Annotated in this window: 12 protein-coding genes and 1 pseudogene; 11 read left to right on the top strand and 2 right to left on the bottom strand. The window is 44.2% G+C overall.

The genetic code is table 11. From position 1 onward, the window contains the following. The first annotated feature begins 7 nt into the window (after positions 1-7). From NBH14_RS14260 to NBH14_RS14220, 9 genes are all read left to right on the top strand, one after another. Complete coding sequence (locus NBH14_RS14260; protein WP_186958974.1) at positions 8-706, top strand: flavodoxin; 699 nt, start codon at positions 8-10, stop codon at positions 704-706. 96 nt (positions 707-802) lie between these two features. After that, a complete protein-coding gene (locus tag NBH14_RS14255; protein ID WP_186958973.1) occupies positions 803-1,903 on the top strand; it encodes an iron-containing alcohol dehydrogenase in 1,101 nt (366 codons plus the stop codon). 291 nt (positions 1,904-2,194) lie between these two features. After that, positions 2,195-3,361 (top strand): Gfo/Idh/MocA family protein, encoded by a 1,167-nt coding sequence (locus NBH14_RS14250; protein ID WP_128133740.1) that lies wholly within the window; start codon positions 2,195-2,197, stop codon positions 3,359-3,361. A gap of 30 nt (positions 3,362-3,391) precedes the next feature. Beyond that, on the top strand, positions 3,392-6,490 hold the full coding sequence (lacZ, locus tag NBH14_RS14245; RefSeq protein ID WP_186958972.1) for a beta-galactosidase, LacZ type: 3,099 nt from the start codon (positions 3,392-3,394) through the stop codon (positions 6,488-6,490). 158 nt (positions 6,491-6,648) lie between these two features. Then, positions 6,649-8,232 (top strand): SUMF1/EgtB/PvdO family nonheme iron enzyme, encoded by a 1,584-nt coding sequence (locus tag NBH14_RS14240; RefSeq protein WP_186958971.1) that lies wholly within the window; start codon positions 6,649-6,651, stop codon positions 8,230-8,232. Positions 8,233-8,279: 47 nt separating this feature from the next. Further along, a complete protein-coding gene (locus NBH14_RS14235; protein WP_186958970.1) occupies positions 8,280-9,668 on the top strand; it encodes a Gfo/Idh/MocA family oxidoreductase in 1,389 nt (462 codons plus the stop codon). A 4-nt stretch (positions 9,669-9,672) separates the two neighbouring features. Beyond that, positions 9,673-10,614, top strand: a complete 942-nt coding sequence (locus NBH14_RS14230) for a sugar phosphate isomerase/epimerase family protein (RefSeq protein WP_186958969.1) — start codon at positions 9,673-9,675, stop codon at positions 10,612-10,614. 24 nt (positions 10,615-10,638) lie between these two features. After that, the gene (locus tag NBH14_RS14225; protein ID WP_186959017.1) at positions 10,639-11,328 is read left to right on the top strand and encodes a helix-turn-helix transcriptional regulator; all 690 of its coding nucleotides are present in this window, start codon (positions 10,639-10,641) and stop codon (positions 11,326-11,328) included. A gap of 9 nt (positions 11,329-11,337) precedes the next feature. Further along, positions 11,338-11,922, top strand: a complete 585-nt coding sequence (locus NBH14_RS14220; protein ID WP_129698312.1) for a LuxR C-terminal-related transcriptional regulator — start codon at positions 11,338-11,340, stop codon at positions 11,920-11,922. Between the two features lie 107 nt (positions 11,923-12,029). Here NBH14_RS14220 and NBH14_RS14215 read toward each other — a convergent pair. Further along, a pseudogene (locus NBH14_RS14215) lies at positions 12,030-12,414 on the bottom strand (AAA family ATPase); the annotation flags it as partial. Further along, a complete protein-coding gene (locus NBH14_RS14210) occupies positions 12,366-12,527 on the bottom strand; it encodes an AAA family ATPase (RefSeq protein WP_222622090.1) in 162 nt (53 codons plus the stop codon). The gene NBH14_RS14210 and the pseudogene NBH14_RS14215, both read right to left, overlap by 49 nt. Positions 12,528-12,831: 304 nt before the next feature. On the opposite strand from NBH14_RS14210, the gene NBH14_RS14205 reads away from it, so the two are divergent. Together NBH14_RS14205 and NBH14_RS14200 are read left to right on the top strand one after the other, a co-directional pair. After that, the gene (locus NBH14_RS14205) at positions 12,832-14,703 is read left to right on the top strand and encodes an OTU domain-containing protein (RefSeq protein WP_186958968.1); all 1,872 of its coding nucleotides are present in this window, start codon (positions 12,832-12,834) and stop codon (positions 14,701-14,703) included. A gap of 419 nt (positions 14,704-15,122) precedes the next feature. Next, positions 15,123-17,444 (top strand): TonB-dependent receptor, encoded by a 2,322-nt coding sequence (locus tag NBH14_RS14200; protein ID WP_186958967.1) that lies wholly within the window; start codon positions 15,123-15,125, stop codon positions 17,442-17,444. Positions 17,445-17,475 lie beyond the last annotated feature (31 nt).

Raw genomic sequence — 17,475 nt, 5'->3', positions numbered from 1 at the left:
ATTCAATATGAAAAAAGGAATTATAACAGTGAGTGTACTGGCAGTCATTGCCTGCACGATAACGGCCTATTGCAGGGCTGCTGGAAACGAAATCGTATCGGAGAATGCAAATCAGGTGCAATCCTTATCCGAACAACAAGTAAAATCAACCCCTCAAAGTACTAAAGGGAAGGCTTTGGTAGTTTATTTCTCCGTTCCCGAAACGGATGACGTGGATGCCTCTTCCGGAGCCAGTCGCCTTGTCTCCAATGGTAAAATAATGGGGAATACGCAATACATTGCATCCGTTATCAGTGAAGCTACGGGAAGCGACCTTTTCGAGATAAAGACCGTACACTCCTATCCCGGATCACACAAGGCATTGATTGATGCGGCAAAGGCTGAGATCGACAACAATGCCCGTCCGAAGCTGGCTACACACATTAAAAATCTGAATGATTACGATGTAGTCTTCGTCGGATTTCCGAACTGGTGGTACGATATGCCGATGCCGCTCTACTCGTTCTTCGACGAATATGATTTTGGTGGTAAGACTGTTATTCCGTTCTGCACGCACGGCGGTAGCCGCTTCTCGGGTGCCATCAAGACAATCCGCGAACTGGAGCCTAAAGCTTCCGTATTGGATGGTTACGCAATTTCCCGTGATCGTGTCAGCGAAGCGAAACCAAATGTGTTGAACTGGCTGAAAAGAATCGGAATCATGTAGGACATATTAGCCCGCCGAGTTTATGCTACGTGCGGGGAACACTTTCATGCAGCGAATCAACTTTTGGGTAGAATAACTTAAACAAGAAATATTATAATGAAAGATTTTATTTTTAGAAATGATACAAAACTTCTCTTTCGTAATGACATACGGAAGACTATCGCAGAAGTGACTAAAGGGCATAAAGTGATGTTCGTTTACGGTAGTGGCTCCGTAAAACGGAACGGATGCTACGATGATATTATTCGAACATTGACCGATGTCGATATTCCTTTTGTTGAATATGGAGATTCTTCAAGGGAGTTTTCCAAAATACAGGAGGGTATTCAGTTTGCAAAGTCCAACGGAGTGACCATGATTGTCGGAGCCGGAGGTGCAAGTGTGATGGATAGTGCCAAATTGATGGCTTTCGGCTTTTACCATGAATCCGATTTATGGGATTACCTGAAAGGGAAACCTTCTTACGGTCTGAAACGACTTCCGCTTGTGTTAATACCAACTTATCCTTCCAGTGGTTCCGAGAACGGACTTGGGGCTGTATCTGTCGATTCAAGAACAGATGATTTCGGGACGGCATACGGCATACCGGCCGACTATGCCATCCTTTGTCCCAAATATTCCCTGACTTTGGATAAAGAGATGACTACCTATACGGGACTTGTTACACTAGTTCAACTGTCGGCGTGTATTTTAGGCGACAAAAACAGAATGTCGTATGATGCGGGAATCTCCTACATCAGAAATGTACTCGAAGCAACAAAAATTTTGCAGAAGAATCCGAATGACCTCGATGCGAGGGGAGTCATCATGATGGGTGCTTCTCTTTCCACTTCATCCAGAATGGGAATAGGAAAAGAGGAGACTTACGCATACGACATTTACGAATTGGAATTTCTCCCGGAAAAACTATTCGGCAGTTCATATCGCAGGAGTCTGACATCCGTCTTTCCGAGATTCCTCGACGCAATGGGAAGGCATCATGCAGAGGATATCAGAAAATACTATTTCGACGCATTCGGTTTCGACTCGTCCATAGAGGAATCTTCGAGAAAATTGGTAGAACTGTTTTCCGATTTCGGGGTGGATATGTATTACGATGCTACGATTAGCCGCGAACAAGTCGGTTGTATCCCTTGTGATACGGAACTCGACGAAAATGAAATCTTTGAAATGATGAATGGGTTAATTCGCAAATAATTATGATGACACCACTTTTTATTGGCGGTTTTTAATATTCGGACTGGAGGGGTTCTCAAAGTTGTCAGATTGAAAGCTATCCCCAATTTAATTCAAAATCCAGGTTATGAAAATTAAATAAGTTACAAGTTCTTTTTTTATAAAGTACTGTCTTTGTATTAGGGTATAGACGGTACTTTATTCAGGCTTTTGTTGAGCGATTTGCATTAAATCGGATTTATCATTTGTCTATATAACGAAATAAATCCTATCTTTAGGGTCTCAATTCGTAATTGTAAAAATAATAGTATCATGAAACACAGAAAATTAAGAATGGGCATGGTAGGCGGTGGAAGTGACGCCTTTATCGGTGCAATCCATCGTCGTGCGGCTTTTATGGACAATCAGATCGAACTTGTATGCGGATGTTTTAGTGTAGACCCTGAAATTTCTAAGAGTTCCGGTCTGTCTTATTACTTGCCGGAAGACCGCATTTACAGTACTTATCAGGAAATGTTCGAGCATGAAATGACGTTGCCGGAAGGTGAACGGATGGATTTTGTGACTATCGTGACACCTAACCGCTGGCATTTTGAACCGGCTATGATGGCTTTGGAAAGAGGATTCCATGTTGTAGTGGACAAACCGATGACCTTCTCGCTGGAAGAAGCCAAACAACTTCAGAAGAAAGTGGAAGAAACAGGACTGATTCTGGCTCTGACCCATGTATATTCTGCCTATCCGGCAGTAAAAGAAGCCAAAGAACGTATCGCCAGAGGTGAACTGGGGACGCTCCGCCGTGTCTATGTGGAATATCTCCAGGGATGGCTTTCCGACCGGATCGAACTACAGGGGGGCAATAACGCCGGATGGCGTACAGACCCGAAACGCTCCGGAAAAGCCGGTTGTATCGGAGATATCGGTACTCATGCCTGGCATCTGAGTGAATATATAACTGGTTTGAAGGTGCTGGAAGTTTGTGCCGACCTGAATGCCTTTGTGCCCGGACGTCCGATCGATGATGATGGCGCAGCATTCCTTCGTTATGAGAACGGTGTGGTCGGAACTTTAACCGCATCGCAGGTTGCTGTCGGAGAAGAAAATAATATTCGGATCCGTATTTACGGAGATAAAGGTGGTTTGGAATGGCAGCAGCAAGAACCGAATACTTTATATGCTAAATGGTCGAATAAACCGACAGAAGTGATCCGTATGGGAAATAACGGCTTTATCGGTGATATGGCCAAAATGAATACCCGTACTCCGGGTGGCCATCCGGAAGGTTTCATCGAAGCTTTTGCCAATATTTACAGGAACTTTGCCCATACTGTCATGAGTATCAAGAAAGGAGAGAAGCCATGTGAGGAATGTCTGGACTTCCCGACTGTTTATGACGGCGTAAGAGGCATGCAGTTCATTGAAACGATGGTGGAAGCCGGGTATAATGAAAATGTAAAGTGGCAGAAGTGGGTGGATTGATGATCGCACATTAGTAAATCAATTATAGGAATGAAATTAAAAATGTTAGCTTGCTGTTGTTCCTTGCTGGGAGTGACAGCATTTGCTCAAAAAAATGAGTGGAAAGATCCAAACGTAAATGAAGTTAACCGTGCCCCGATGCATACCAACTACTTTGCGTTTGAAACAGAGGATGCGGCGTTGAAGGGATGCAAAGAATCGTCAGTCAATTTTATGACTTTGAACGGGACCTGGAAATTTAACTGGGTGAAGGATGCCGATGCCCGTCCGACAGATTTTTATCAAGTAGGATTTAATGATAAAGGTTGGGCGAATATGCCCGTTCCCGGTATTTGGGAATTGAATGGTTTCGGTGATCCTATTTATGTGAATGTGGGATATGCCTGGAGAAATCAGTTCAGGAATAATCCGCCGGAAGTGCCGGTAGAAAATAACCATGTCGGTTCATACCGTAAAGAAATCGTTATTCCGGCAGACTGGAAAGGAAAAGAAATATTTGCTCATTTCGGTTCGGTAACATCCAATATGTATCTTTGGGTAAACGGGCAGTATGTAGGGTATAGCGAAGACAGCAAACTCGAAGCGGAATTCAATCTGACCAAATACCTGAAACCCGGCAAGAACCTGATTGCATTCCAGACATTCCGCTGGTGCGACGGTACGTATCTGGAAGACCAGGATTTTCTGCGTCTGTGCGGTGTCGGACGTGATTGTTATCTGTATACCCGTAATCCTAAATATATCCAGGATATCCGCGTAACTCCGGATCTGGATGCACAGTATAAGGATGCAACATTAAATGTAAGCGTTAACCTGAAAGGTAGTGGCGTTGTGGATGTGAAATTGTTGGATAAACAAGGTAATTCAGTTGCAACAACTACGCTGAAAGGCTCAGGCAGAGTGTCTGCGGATATCGCTGTTTCCAATCCGTTGAAATGGACGGCTGAAACGCCTAACCTGTATACACTGGTCGCTACGCTGAAAGAAGGCAATAAAGAACTGGAAGTTATCCCGGTGAAAGTTGGCTTCCGTAAGATAGAACTGAAAAATAGCCAGATCCTGGTTAACGGACAGCCGGTATTGTTCAAGGGAGCAGACCGTCATGAAATGGATCCGGACGGCGGATATGTGGTTTCCCGTGAACGTATGTTACAGGACATCAAGGTGATGAAGGAATACAACCTTAATGCGGTTCGTACTTGTCATTATCCGGATGCAAACCTGTGGTATGATTTGTGTGACGAATACGGTATTTATGTCGTAGCCGAGGCTAATGTGGAATCTCACGGTATGGGGTATGGCGAACAAACCTTGGCTAAGAATCCGGCATATGCAAAAGCACATATGGAACGTAACCAGCGTAATGTACAACGTGGTTTCAACCATCCGTCTATTATTTTCTGGTCATTGGGTAATGAAGCCGGTTTCGGACCGAACTTTGAAGCATGTTACACCTGGATCAAGAATGAAGATAAGAGCCGTGCCGTTCAGTATGAGCAGGCAGGAAAGAATGAATTTACCGATATCTATTGCCCGATGTATCTGGGGTATAAAGGTTGTGAAGACTATTGTAATAGTAATGTCGACAAACCGCTTATCCAGTGCGAGTATGCGCATGCAATGGGTAATTCACAGGGGGGATTCAAGGAATACTGGGATCTTGTCCGTAAATATCCGAAATATCAGGGTGGTTTCATCTGGGACTTTGTGGATCAGTCATTGCGTATGAAAAATAAGGAAGGTGTGGAATATTATGGATACGGTGGCGACTTTAACCGCTACGATGCATCTGATAATAACTTCCTGGACAATGGTTTGATCAGTCCGGACCGTAAGCCTAATCCTCATATGCATGAGGTCGGACATATTTACCAGTCGATCTGGGTAACTCCTTCGGACCTGGCAAGCGGTGTCGTGAATGTTTATAACGAGAACTTCTTCCGTGATTTGAGCGGTTATTATGCAGAATGGGAATTGCTGGCTGACGGCGAAGTGGTTCAGACAGGCATGGTCAAAGATCTGGAAGTGGCTCCGCAACAGACCAAATCTGTAAAGTTGAGTTATACTACGGACGGAATCTGCAAATGCAAGGAATTGCTGTTGAATGTCGCATTCAAACTGAAAAAAGCGGAAACAATGCTTCCGGCGGGATATACGGTTGCTAAAAATCAGTTGGTTGTCCGCCCGTATAAGGCTCCGGAATTGAAACTGGCAAATGTTGAAAAAGTAAATGTTGCCACGGTAACTCCGGTAATCACAGAAAACGATTACAACTATCTGATCGTTACAGGTGAAAACTTCCGTATCGAGTTCAATAAACACGACGGATTCCTTTGCAAATATGATGTAAAAGGCCAGGCTTTGATCGATGAAGGTGGTAAGCTGACTCCAAACTTCTGGCGTGCCCCGACCGATAACGATATGGGAGCCGGTTTGCAGAACAGATATGCAGTATGGAAAAAGCCGGGACTGAAACTGACCTCTTTGACAAATAAGATGGAAAACGGCCAGGCGATAGTAAATGCTGAATATACAATGGAAGCCGTATCGGCTAAGTTGTCCGTTTCTTATACCATTAATAATGAAGGTGCCGTAAAAGTAACACAGAAGATGATTGCCGACAAGTCGGCTAAAGTATCGGATATGTTCCGTTTCGGTATGCAGATGCAGATGCCGAAAGAAATGGCATTGATCAAATATTATGGCCGTGGTCCGTGGGAAAACTATTCAGACCGTAACAATGTGACCGATCTGGGTAAATTCTGCCAGACAGTGGATGAGCAATTCTACTCTTATATCCGTCCGCAGGAAACCGGTACAAAAACGGATATCCGCTGGTGGAAACAGACAAACAAGGGTGGCAACGGTCTGATGTTTGTTGCCGAGGCTCCTTTCTCTGCTTCTGCATTGAACTACTCGATCGAATCACTGGACGACGGTGTGCAGAAAGACCAGAGACATTCAGAATTAGTCCCGAAAGCAGACTATACCAACCTTTGTATCGACAAGGTACAGATGGGGCTGGGATGTGTGAACAGCTGGGGCGCATTGCCTTTGGAGCAATATCGTTTGCCTTACGGTGATTATGAATTTACTTTCATTATGACGCCGGTACAGTCAAATCTTTAAGGGATACTGAAAATAATTAAAAAAAGCATAATCTGCTTACTTATTACGTTAAATAGGTGGGTTATGCTTTCTTTATATTAAGGAAAATGCTACTTTTATTGCCGATTTTTAAATCTAATTCTCAGACTAAGTGTAAATATTGAATACCATAAAAACAGATGGCTACTAACAAGAATTCTAATCGATACTCATCAGGCCTGAAGAAGAATTTTTTTAAAGGAAAGACCTTTATGCTTCTTTTGGGCGTAATTTTTGGTGCCGGGGTAATGATTCTGGCTTATAATACTTCCGTTTATTTTTCCAGTGACGAATCCTGTATGATGTGTCATGTGCATCCGCATGTGGAAGGCAGCTGGAAACTATCCAAGCACGTAAATAACGGTAGTGGTGTGAAAGTGCATTGCGTGGACTGCCACCTTCCGCCTAAAAACGATACCTGGAACCATTATACGGCAAAAGCAAAACTGGGCTTAAAAGATGTCTGGTCTTTTATGACCAAAGACAGTGCCGATTTTGACTGGGATGTGAAGTCAGAACTGGATCATGCCGTTAAATATATCCCGAACGAATCATGTAAAGAATGTCACCAGAATTTGTTTCCGGAAGGAATTACGAACGACGGTATTACAGCACACCTTTATTATGATGAAAATGAAAAGAAACTGGACTTGCAGTGTATCAGTTGTCACCTGGATGCCGGGCATTATAATCCCAACTACAACCATTCCAAGTTGACAGGAATTCCTGGCGTGGCTTCCGGATCTTCGGCGGTCGATACAAGTCTTTATTTCAAGGAACCTGCACAGGTAACAAGTTTTGCCGATTATATAGAACAGATACCCGGAACACCGGTGTCTTTTAAAATGGTTGCCGTGCCGGGCGGTACGTTCAAAATGGGTAGTACCAGCAAGGAACCGTTCCATAAACCGGACGAAGCACCTGTACGCAATGTAACGGTCAGCCCGTTCTTTATGGCTGAGGTGGAAGTTACCTGGGACCAGTACTGGTCGTTCTATGGAAATACGATGAGCGAGGGACGTACTCCTCCTGAAACGGTTTATGCGAATAACAGCAATCCGGATGTGGATGCTATTTCCGGTCCGACACCTCCGTTCGGATTCCCCGACCAGGGATGGGGTGGCGGCGATCGTCCGGCTATCACAATGACACATTATGCAGCTGAAACATTCTGCCAGTGGTTATCAAAGAAGACCGGCAAGAAATACCGTCTGCCGACCGAAGCCGAATGGGAATATGCAGCCCGCGGAGGTACGGAAACTCCTTACTTCTTCAGCGGCAGCCCGAAAGACTTCTCCGATCAGGGATTCTGGCGTAAGTTCTTTGATGCAAAAACCGACAGTATCAGCTCGTTTGTCATTTACAGCAAGAACAGTAAGAATAAGACACAGGAACCGGAGCTGGTGAAAGCCAATCCGTTCGGATTAAAGAATATGTTGGGTAACGTCATGGAATATTGTGCAGACAAGTATGATCCCGAAGCCTATAACAAGGGGGGCGAGTCTGTTACGAATCCGTTGGTAACCGAAGGAACGGAATGGGTAGTGCGCGGAGGTAATTATACTTCTGACGCGGCAGACCTTCGTTCGGCAGCCCGCGACTATACCAAACATGAAGCGTGGTTAAAGACCGACCCGCAGCAACCTAAAAGTATCTGGTGGTACTCTGACATACGTGGCATTGGCTTCCGTGTGGTATGCGAGCCGGATTCATCCATTCAATAAAGTAGACTAGTGTAAAAATTATATCAATTCTTTAAATTTGCTATATCATGAAAAAGGAAAACAGTATCAGTAGAAGATCATTTTTAAAAAGTTCAGCGATGGCCGGTGCACTGGGTGCAATCGGTACAGGTAGTGCAGCAAGTGTGGTTCTGACTTCATGCGGCGGGGGAGAAAAAGCCGCTGCTTTGAAACCGCTGAAAGAACCGGGCACTTATTATATTCCGGAATTGCCGGATCTGGCAACCGACGGGAAAGAGCTGAAAGCCGGTGTTATCGGTTGTGGCGGACGTGGTTCCGGTGCCGCTTTCAACTTCCTGAATGCAGCAAATGGCGTGACTATTGTTGCGTTGGGTGATACTTTCCAGGAAAGAGTTGACGAACTGGCCGGTAAGCTGAAAAAAGATAAGAATATAGATATTCCTGCCGACAAACGCTTTGCAGGTCTGGATGCATATAAACAAGTAATAGACAGTGGCGTGGATGTTGTGATCATTGCGACTCCTCCCGTGTTCCGTCCGGTACATTTCCAGTATGCGACAGAAAAAGGGAAACATTCATTCCTTGAAAAACCGATCTGCGTGGATCCGGTTGGTTATCGTACGATCATGGCTACAGCTAAACAGGCGGAAGCAAAGAATTTGCGTGTGATTACCGGAACGCAACGTCACCACCAGCGTTCTTATGTAGAATCTTATAAAAAGATCATGGAAGGAATGATCGGAGAGATTACAGGTGGTACTGTTTACTGGAATCAAAGTATGCTGTGGTTCCGTGAACGTCAGAAAGAATGGAATGATTGCGAATATATGATCAAGGACTGGGTGAACTGGAAATGGCTGTCGGGTGATCATATTGTTGAACAGCATGTGCATAACATCGATGTGTTTACCTGGTTCAGCGGTTTGAAACCGGTTAAAGCTGTGGGCTTCGGTTCTCGCCAGCGTCGTATTACCGGTGACCAGTATGATAACTTCAGTATCGACTTTACCATGGAGAACGGTATTCATATGCACAGTATGTGCCGCCAGATAGATGGTTGCGTTAGTAATGTAAGTGAATTTATTCAGGGATCCAAAGGTTCATGGGACAGTTCTACGATGGAGATCAAAGACCTTGCCGGTAATGTGGTATGGAAATACGATTATGAAGCAGAAAAAGCAAACTTCAAACAGACCGACCCGTATACCTTGGAGCATGTAAACTGGATCAATAGTATCCGTGGTAACAAACCGCTTCAGCAGGCTTCCGAAACAGCAATATCGAATATGGCAGCTATTATGGGACGTGAATCGGCTTATTCCGGTGCTGAGACGACCTGGGATGCTATGACTGCTTCTCCGTTGGATTATACTCCGAAAGACCTGAATCTGGGTAAGATGGATATGAGCACATTTACTGTTCCGGTTCCGGGAAAACCTCGTGATCAAAATAAATAAAGATATGACATTAAACAGAAGAAACTTTTTAAGAACAACCTTGTCTGGTGCTGCGATAGCAGCCGTAAGTACCGGCACGTTGGCATCCTGTGCATCGAAGGCTTCTTCGGATGAGAAATGTCCGGAAACGAAGTCTTGCTGCAACACCAAGGCGAAACTGAACCTCTCTTTCCAGGAAGGCATCGCTCCGGGTGAAAACCTGAACCAGAAGCTGGACTATATGGAAAAGCTGGGTATTGTCGGTTTTGAACCGGGAGGCCGCGGACTGAAAGACCGTGTAAAGGAAATCAAAGAAGCCCTGAGCGGTCGTGATATCAAAGTCAGTGCCATTTGTGCAGGGTTTGAAGGTTTTATCCTCTCTACTGATCCGGCTATCCGTCAGAAATGTATGGATACGATGAAAGAGATTATCACCGCAGCCGGCGAACTGGGATCGACAGGGGTTATCATCGTTCCGGCTTTCAACGGGCAGGTACCGGCGCTTCCTCATAATCAGGAAACCCGCGACTTCCTGTGCGAGCAGTTCACCGAAATGGGAAACCATGCCGCTCAGAACGGAACGACCGTGATCTTTGAACCTTTGAACCGTAAAGAATGTTTCTATATGCGCCAGGTGGCTGACGCCGCTTCCGTATGCCGGGATATCAACAATCCGGGAGTACGTTGCATGGGTGACTTCTGGCATATGACCTGGGAAGAAACGTCCGATATGGGAGCCTTTATCTCAGGTGGAGACTATTTGCAGCACGTACACGTGGCAAGCCGCAAACGTCGCAGCATGCCGGGTGAAGACGGGGAAGCAGATAACTACGTAGACGGCTTTAAGGGCCTGAAGATGCTGGGTTATGACAAATACGTAAGTTTCGAGTGCGGATGCCAGGGCGATCGTAATATCGTTGTCCCTGCCGCGGTAGAACTCTTGCGCAAACAATGGGAAGAAGCATAAATTATGCCTTTAGTATATCCAAATATGCAAATGAGTGAGGTGGTGGAAGAACATCCCTCACTCATTCCTGTAATCAACCGGTTCGGTATCCGCCTCGGGTTGGGCGATAAATCGGTGAAGACGATCTGTGACGAATATCAGTTGGATACCGATTTCCTGCTGACTGTAATCAACACGTTCCTGAACGAGGAATACTTCCCGGAAAGGAAGTTACAGACATTCCATACGACACAGATTATCGATTACCTGACCAAGACTAATCTTTACTACCAGCGTTACCAGTTGCCGAACATAGAGCGGCACCTTACTTCTTTCATCTCTATGAGCACACCGGGAAACAATACGTTGAACTTGATCGGCAAATTCTTCTCCTCTTTCAAGGAAGAGCTTACGGCACGCATCGAACATGATGATAAGGAATGGTTCCCTTACTGTCTGGCGTTGAGTGAAAAAATAAAAGGGGGCTGTAATTCCGATGAAAAAGAGGCACTCCATCTGGGCGACGAGCAGCGTTCGGAAGATGCTATAGAAGCATTGTTGTCCGACCTGAAAGGCATCATGATCAAGCATCTTTCCGGCGATTACAACGAGAATCTGTGTTATGCCGTGATCTTTGGGATCAGCAGCCTTGAAAAAGATATCAAGCAGCATAACCGTATCCGTTACCGTATCCTGACTCCGATGGTCTCTGCCATGGAGAAATTATGTAAATAACCCCTGTCGATGCACCGGAACAAACAAATAGCAATAATCTTACCCGACACTCTACAAAGTATAGGTCTTCAGAGTCTGCTGACCGACTACTTTCCTCCGGTTGAGGTCTGCTATTTCCCTGCGTTCGAGATTTTTAATGCGGCAGGTGGCAACGATGCGTTCGATTATTATTTTACCTCTCCGGACATCATGGTGTTGAACGCCGACTTTTTCCTTCCCCGCCGTAGCAAAACCACGGTACTGATCGATGGGGGAGAGGGCATCGGCGGTATTTCCACCACCAACCATATAACCATCAAGGCATCGCAGGAGATTATCATCGAGCAATTGCAGCAACTGTTTACCAGCGACAGTTCCGCTTACACAGTCGGTGAAAATAGCAAGGACCTTTCTTCCCGCGAGACCGACGTCCTCCAACTGATCGTCAAAGGTATCACGAATAAGGAGATTGCCGACAAACTGAATATCAGCCTGAACACTGTCCTGACCCATCGCAAGAATATCACAGCCAAACTAGGCATCAAGACCGTCTCAGGTTTAACATTCTATGCCATCATGAACGGAATTATTTCGGGGGATGATATTGAGTTATAAGTTTCCTTCCACCACCTTCCACGTCTCTATATTCCGTGTTTTGTTACTGAAGTTCGTGCCTATTTTGAATAATTTGCGGGTGTCGCTGGCGAAGGGATGTGCATAACCTTTCTCTTCTGGAAAGGTGAATCCACCTTGTCCGTATTGGCATAAAAAGGTAACAGGAATTTCATAAATCCATCTTCCTCTTCGCGGTTGGGAAATCCTAGCCGGTAAAATACCAAAGAGACGATCATAATCTTTGATAGTCTGGTATCCGCTCTGATAGATAACTGGTATTGGGTTCGTAGAAGTCGAGTCAATACTGTTTAACACGTCTGCGTCGGTTTCCGTATGAGCCATGTTATAGAGATTGTAGTTGGAACGTTTAAGCAACATAACCAAATAAGTTGGCGTACCTGTTTCAAATCAGTAACTTCCGAATTGCATGTACTTGAATGTATTTAACAGACTGAACGGATTATATATTCCTGGACTGTCGGGCACGAAATATAACTGCCTGTCTTGACCAATTGGTAGATCAATTCCGTTTTATCAATATAAAGAAAACCATCCTTTCTGATTTTCTCGAAGTTCTGTATGCCGATGGGATAAAGCTGTGTCATAATTAACCTGATTGAAAATGATACTTTCACAAAGGTTGAGAATTATTCCTAATAATATGCCTTTTCACCGAATCCGGGATACAAGCACTGTCATCCTTATACATTATATATGTAGCAAGTTCTCCGTGCCAAGTCGCCAGCCATATTTTTTCTACCAATACCTACTTCCTCTGCGGTATAAGATTATGTCGGTTATTGGCAAAGTAATGTCGTTTGCAAACAATGCCTGTCGTTTGTGGAAATAAATTGCATAATCATTCTACAATCTTTAGCTTTGGGTAATTGTAAAATAGTATTTACTGCTATGGGCAAAAAAAAAGCAAAAGAAAGAAAGCCGGGTGGAACACAAGGTAGAAGTGTCTCGTCCCAAAAAGGGAAACCCAAAGATAAGGCCAAAGGTCAAACACAAAAGGAAGAACCAACTCATGTGGATAATAGTCCTAAATCTGAGCATGACCGAATACTGAAAGAGAAGATAGAAAAAGGGGAGAAGAAAAAAAGAGCACAGGAAAACCTAAAGAAAGTGAAGGATCTACCAGCCAAAGAGAGAATGGCTTTTATTGCACAAATCATGAAAAAGTATGAATGTTCTGAAGACGATTGCATTGGTTATATTAGCCAGAGTCTTCAGGATCTTAAGCCGGGAGAATATGATAGGACCCGGTTTGAACAAACGTTAGCTTTTGATATACGGCATATTAGATTTGCTCCTGAACCCCAGACCTTGCATCAACAATATCTAACTAAAAGCGGATGGGATAGGAAATTGTTAGAGAAAGAAGGAAAATCAGTTGTACCAAGAAGACAGGCAACGAAAGAAGAACTGGCAGAAGATCAGCTATGCATTTACAGAACGATGTCTTTGGCTGAATGGGAAGGGTTGAAAGGGAAGCCATCATCGTTGAAAAATCATTTGGGCGATTTTAAAGAGGCAGTAGAATATTTATATTTAAAAAGTTCTGATGTTCCGATCAAAGTGTTGGTTGAATTCCCCATAAAGAGAGGTCGGGAAGCAAATTTGTTCTCCCCGAATCTCATAGGCTTCCCTTCTAAGATCGCTTATAATATAAAATCAATGTCTAAAGTTCTTTTGGATGTAGAGCATTCAAGTAATTTTTCAGAAAACGAAGCAAAGGACAAGACGGGAGAAAAGGTTGGAATAAAATCGGAAGACCATGGCGATGCAAAATTCAGCTTTTCATTGCCTTCCAGCAACAATCCGACGAAAAGCAAAAAATGCGTTGAAAATTTAATGAGTCTGATTGATATACCGCAAATAGGTGTTTTAGCTTATAATATCAATGGAAAGATAACATTTCTGGAAAAGAAAAAAATAGATTTTGTGAAGGCTGATGTGAATGACTCGGAAAAAGCTACCGACAAAACGATATCTGCCGAATCTGACATTCCGCAACCAGAGAAACAAACACCTGATGCCACTCCGTCAAAAGAATCCCAACCTGTAACGCAGGTTCCGCCAGAAATACCCCAATCCGAAGATGAAATTTCCGTTGTCTCAGTCATTGCCTCTGAGATACGATCAATGCTTCAATCCGCTGATGAAGACGAACAAGTATATCCGGATGTGCCGGACCTTACTCCTGAAGAACTCCGGAGGCTCGATATGCCGGCAGCGTCAGATCCCGAAAGAAAAATGATACCCGAAGCCCAATATGTAGCAGAAAAGAATTGGATTATAGTAGATTACGGAGGAGGTGGTGATTGTTTGTTCCGTGCCCTTTCGGCTTCTTCAGATCCTGAGGTATTCTTAAAATTGCGTCAGGAGATAGTAATAGAAGAACAAGAGGCGGGTTTGGTACAGAAAGGATTTGTAGATGCCAACCTTATGGGTATGTTAGAAAACAGCCTCTATCCCGAACTTAGAGATCTGTCGGTTGAAGCAATTCATAAACAGAATATTCCCATTGAAGCCTATCATAAACTTATGGCATTCCAAGGTACATGGGGTGGGGATATGGAAATTTTGGCATTTACTCGATTGGGTCATCAAATCGTGTATGTGATAGACGAAAATGGGACTATGTTTTGTTATGAGGAAGGTGAGAGTCGGAGAATTGATGAAATACCGGATGAGGTATGGGAGAATGAATCTATTGTTCTTTACAAAACTCATGATCATTGGCGTAGAGTTACCGGTCGATACCATACACAATAGCAGACCTATTCAATTATATACTGAAGAAGGCGGATTTCAAAATGGTTTAGATAAACTTAATAATAGACAAAGTTTGTGATACATCTCTATTATCCAGGATAAAGGAATTCGCGAAAAGATCGCAAAGACAGAAATCGTCATAGAAGGCGAAAAACTGACGTGATGTATATCACTGATGTGGAAGATTGCAGTAACAATATGACCGACGGCTGCATGACGTCCTGCGTAAATCGCCTCGTTTAGTATTGATCACTGTGTTTATTGGCGATGCCACGAAAGTAACTTAGTTAAGTATGAGCTCCTTGGTCTAGCCCAGGATGATAGAGCTGCCTCTTTGTTAAAATCACTACATCTAGTGATTGATCGCCTTGTTTCTTTCCTGTTCCTTTGCAATCGTAATTACTAATAGTGAAAATACGATGAAACAACGCTACTTGTTTGTTCTGGTTGCAGGGGCTGTCTTTGGATTACAACCGTTGATGGCTGATGAAGTAAAAGTGAATGTGAATGAAAATGACACCATCAAGACGTATAATATCGATGAGGTCATTATAACATCTTCTACAAAGGAAACGAATGACTTACGGTTATTGCCCGGTTCTGTTTCCATCCTTTCCCCCCAAGCGATATCAGGACGTCAGATCGATGCGTTGAAAGATATCAGTTCGTTTGTTCCCAACCTGTATATGCCGGATTACGGCTCCAAAATGACTTCGGCTATCTATATCCGCGGTATCGGTGCACGAAGCAGCGGACAGTCGATCGGACTTTATGTCGATAATGTGCCGTATCTGGATAAGAGTACCTTTGATTTTGAATTGAATGATATACAGCGCATGGAAGTGTTGCGTGGTCCGCAGGGTACTTTGTACGGCCGTAATGCGATGGGAGGGATTGTGAATATTTATACATTGTCACCCTTCAATTATCAGGGAACGAAGTTTTCGATGTCGACGGGCAACTATGGTGCCTCTAAGATCAAAGCGTCCCATTATCGAAAACTGAGCGAGCACGTAGGTATTTCCCTTAGCGGTTACTACGACAGGAATGACGGTTTTTTCATGAACGAATATTCCGATACGAAGGCAGATAAGGAGAAGTCTGCCGGAGGACGCTTTAAACTGGATTGGCTGATCAATCCGGCAATGAAACTGCAATATGCATTCAATTATGATTATGTCGACCAGGGTGCTTTCCCTTACGGACAATATAACAGGGAGACAGGAAAGGTGGAACCTGTACGCATAAATGATCCCAGCACCTATTGGCGGCGGATGCTGAATAACAGTATTTATTATGAGTGGAAAACGGACAAATTCCTACTGTCCTCTACTACCGCCTACCAGTATCTGAAAGACGATATGAAGATGGACCAGGATTATACGGAGAAGTCTATTTTTACACTGAACCAGAAACAAAAGCAATATGCCTGGAGTGAAGAGGTGGCGATCCGGTCGAATCACCAGAAGAATTATCAATGGAGCTTCGGTGCATACGGCTTTTATAATAGCCTGAAAACAGATGGCCCGGTGATGTTTAAGGAGGATGGTCTGAAAGATGTCTTGCAGAAAGCCTTTGATGAGATGTTGGTTACTTATCCCAAGGCTCCGCAATTGACCGTATACGGTGATGATAAGAATCAGATTTATTTCCCTGGATATTTTGAAACGCCGACATTCGGTTTTGCTGTCTTCCACCAGTCCACTTATAACAACTTATTTACGGACGGGTTGTCTGTAACGGCAGGTATCCGGCTGGATTATGAAAAGGCAAAGCTGAATTACGACTCTTCGGTAGATAGTATGAAGATAGGTGTATCTATGGGAGGACGTCCAATGGGTGTTCTGCCTGTCGAGACAAGATTGGAAGGTAAAACATCGCAGGACTTTTTGCAGGTGCTGCCTAAGGTATCAGTGAGGTATCAATGTTCGCCGGGTACGTTTACGTATGTGTCGGTTGCCAAAGGATATAAGACGGGAGGCTACAATGTGCAGATGTTTGGTGACCTGGTGCAGGAGTATGCCCGGTATGACCTGATGTCGAAGTTTATGCCCAACCAGGCAAAGAAGCCGGCAGAGGTGGAAGAAGTGGCTGCCTATAAACCGGAGCACAGCTGGAATTATGAAATGGGCATCCGCAGCGAATTGATCAAGGACCGTCTGCATGCCGAACTGACGCTTTTTTATATGGATATTCAGGATATCCAGTTGACGACATTTGCCAAAGGGGGAAGCGGACGTATGATCACCAATGGAGGCAAGGCCGACAGTTATGGGGTGGAGGTAAGCCTTCGCAGCCGTATTGCCGAGGGTCTGACGGCTGATTTGAATTATGGTTTCACCCGTGCTACTTTCCGCGATTATAAGACGTTGGATAAAAACGAAACGGAGATAAATTACAAGGATAACTTCATCCCGTACACTCCGCGCCACACCGTCAGTCTGGGATTGAACTATACCAAACTGTTGCGGAACAGTTGGCTCGACCAGTTTACCGCTTCCGTCCAGTATGCCGGAGCCGGGAAGATCTTCTGGACCGAAAAGAACGATATCAGTCAGGACTTTTACGGTGTGTTGAATGGCAAAGTGGGAGTACGTAAGGGAATTGTGAACCTGAATATATGGAGCCGCAATATGACTGACACTGACTACCAGGCATTTTATTTCGAATCATTCGATAATTCATTTATACAAAAAGGCAAACCTTTCCAGATCGGGGCGGAAGTGGCTGTAACGTTTTAAATTCAGTATTTATCAGGATTGAACTAGTTAA

It is taken from the genome of Parabacteroides caecihominis (assembly GCF_023656785.1).
Taxonomy (GTDB): Bacteria; Bacteroidota; Bacteroidia; order Bacteroidales; family Tannerellaceae; genus Parabacteroides; species Parabacteroides segnis.
This window is presented reverse-complemented; position numbering and strand designations above follow the sequence as displayed.